Here is a 2,158-nt window from a genome sequence, read left to right on the forward strand (position 1 = left end):
CGGGAATATCACATAAGCTTGGACTTTGGTGTCTGTTGCCATGCCTTTGGCGTGTCGTCAGAAATCATTTTGCATCCGCAAGACCAGTAATCCCCAATAAAGCGATAAGTGAGTTATGGCCAAAAAAGACGGCGTCATCGAGATCGAAGGTTCGATCACCGAAGCGTTGCCCAACGCAATGTTCCGCGTTGAGCTGACTAATGGCCACAAGGTTCTTGCCCACATCTCGGGCAAGATGCGTCAGCACTACATCCGAATCCTCCCTGAGGACAAGGTCATCGTAGAGCTCAGCCCTTACGACCTCACCCGTGGACGTATCGTCTACCGCTACAAATAAGGGTTACTGAGAAGTAACGGCCAGAGCCCACAAGGCTTCGGTACGAAGACAGCGATAAAAGGAAAAGAACAATGAAGGTTAACCCCAGCGTTAAGCCCATCTGCGACAAGTGCAAGGTTATTCGTCGCCACGGAAACGTCATGGTGATCTGCGAGAACCCTCGTCACAAGCAGCGCCAGGGCTAGTCGAAAGACTCCCACAGATTTTCACTCGCAAGAGTGATCCCGCGGTTCGCCGCAACAACTAAACAAAGCACTCCCAAGAACTTACGCAAGTAAGGGACACCTACGGTTGGAGGCCGTGGCACCGGGAATGCTCCACACCTCCACTACACACAAGGAGATGCCACCATGGCACGTCTTGCCGGAGTAGACATTCCCCGCGAAAAGCGCGTGGAAGTTGCACTGACATACATCTACGGCGTTGGTCGTACGCGAGCACTAAAGACTCTCGCTGACACCAACATCAGCGGAGACATCCGCGTCAAGGACCTCACCGACGACCAGCTGGTCGCTCTGCGTGACTACATCGAAGGTACTTTCCGCGTAGAGGGTGACCTCCGCCGTGAAGTACAGGCCGACATTCGCCGCAAGGTTGAGATCGGTAGCTACGAAGGTATCCGTCACCGTAAGGGTCTTCCTGTCCGCGGACAGCGCACCAAGACCAACGCACGTACCCGCAAGGGACCAAAGCGTACCGTCGCCGGCAAGAAGAAGGCTAAGTAATCCGCTTCGCGGGTTTTAGCCCCCTCATTAGGTTTTAGGAGAAATCATGGCAGCACCTAAGTCGGCAGTTCGCAAGCCGCGCAAAAAGGACAAGAAGAACGTTGCTGTGGGCCAGGCCCACATCAAGAGCACGTTCAACAACACCATCGTGTCGATCACTGACACCACCGGTGCAGTAATCAGCTGGTCGTCATCTGGTCAGGTTGGCTTCAAGGGTTCACGTAAGTCGACTCCCTTCGCAGCACAGCTCGCAGCAGAGTCTGCAGCACGCCAGGCACAAGAGCACGGCATGAAGAAGGTTGATGTTTTCGTCAAGGGCCCCGGCTCTGGTCGTGAAACCGCAATTCGTTCGCTTCAGGCCGCTGGCCTCGAGGTTGGTTCGATTTCCGATGTGACCCCACAGGCTCACAACGGTTGCCGTCCACCTAAGCGTCGTCGCGTTTAGTCTTTCCCCCGTTTTATAACTCAATAACCCCGCTCACGCGAGTGTCATATATCGGACACTCAGCCGAAAGGAATACATAGTGCTCATTGCACAGCGCCCCACGCTTTCCGAAGAGAACATCTCTGAATACCGTTCACGTTTCATCATTGAACCGCTGGAACCTGGTTTTGGTTACACCTTGGGTAACTCCATGCGTCGTACCCTGCTCTCCAGCATTCCTGGTGCAGCAGTAACCAGCATCCGTCTGGATGGCGTACTCCACGAGTTCTCCACCATTCCTGGTGTCAAGGAAGATGCAACTGAAATCATCCTGAACATCAAGTCTCTGGTTGTCTCCAGCGAGCACGACGAGCCCATCACCGCTTACCTCCGTAAGCAGGGTTCCGGTGTTGTTACCGCTGCTGACATCTCCGCACCTGCTGGTGTTGAGATTCACAACCCTGAGCTCGTGATCGCAACCCTGAACGACAAGGCAAAGTTCGAACTCGAACTGACCATCGAGCGTGGCCGCGGCTACGTCTCCGGTAGCCAGAACCGTTCAGAGTTCTCCGAAGCAGGTCAGATTCCTGTTGACTCGATCTACTCTCCAGTACTCAAGGTGACCTACCGCGTCGAGGCAACTCGTGCCGGTGAGCGCACTGACTTCGACCG

The 2,158-nt window shown here is 54.6% G+C and carries 5 protein-coding genes; all 5 read left to right on the forward strand.

Going from position 1 to position 2,158, the window contains the following annotated elements; genetic code table 11:
• Positions 1–115 precede the first annotated feature (115 nt).
• Positions 116–337, forward strand: a complete 222-nt coding sequence (infA, locus tag Q0362_RS00435; RefSeq protein ID WP_110232739.1) for a translation initiation factor IF-1 — start codon at positions 116–118, stop codon at positions 335–337.
• Positions 338–408: 71 nt separating this feature from the next.
• Complete coding sequence (rpmJ, locus tag Q0362_RS00440; protein WP_047561540.1) at positions 409–522, forward strand: 50S ribosomal protein L36; 114 nt, start codon at positions 409–411, stop codon at positions 520–522.
• Between the two features lie 165 nt (positions 523–687).
• Positions 688–1,062, forward strand: a complete 375-nt coding sequence (gene rpsM, locus Q0362_RS00445) for a 30S ribosomal protein S13 (RefSeq protein WP_280794513.1) — start codon at positions 688–690, stop codon at positions 1,060–1,062.
• Positions 1,063–1,108: 46 nt separating this feature from the next.
• Positions 1,109–1,507: a 30S ribosomal protein S11 gene (gene rpsK / locus Q0362_RS00450; protein WP_110232741.1), complete on the forward strand. Its 399-nt coding sequence runs from the start codon at positions 1,109–1,111 to the stop codon at positions 1,505–1,507.
• Positions 1,508–1,586: 79 nt separating this feature from the next.
• On the forward strand, positions 1,587–2,158 hold a 572-nt coding region (gene rpoA, locus Q0362_RS00455), incomplete at its 3' end, for a DNA-directed RNA polymerase subunit alpha (protein WP_298118530.1).

Origin of the sequence: uncultured Aurantimicrobium sp., assembly GCF_936931525.1 — a bacterium.
GTDB lineage: Bacteria > Actinomycetota > Actinomycetes > Actinomycetales > Microbacteriaceae > Aurantimicrobium.

Bases quoted from the DNA above. Each gene is read 5' to 3' on its own strand.
- rpmJ (WP_047561540.1), top strand. From the start codon at position 409: ATGAAGGTTAACCCCAGCGTTAAGCCCATCTGCGACAAGTGCAAGGTT.
- infA (WP_110232739.1), top strand. From the start codon at position 116: ATGGCCAAAAAAGACGGCGTCATCGAGATCGAAGGTTCGATCACCGAA.
- rpsM (WP_280794513.1), top strand. From the start codon at position 688: ATGGCACGTCTTGCCGGAGTAGACATTCCCCGCGAAAAGCGCGTGGAA.
- rpsK (WP_110232741.1), top strand. From the start codon at position 1,109: ATGGCAGCACCTAAGTCGGCAGTTCGCAAGCCGCGCAAAAAGGACAAG.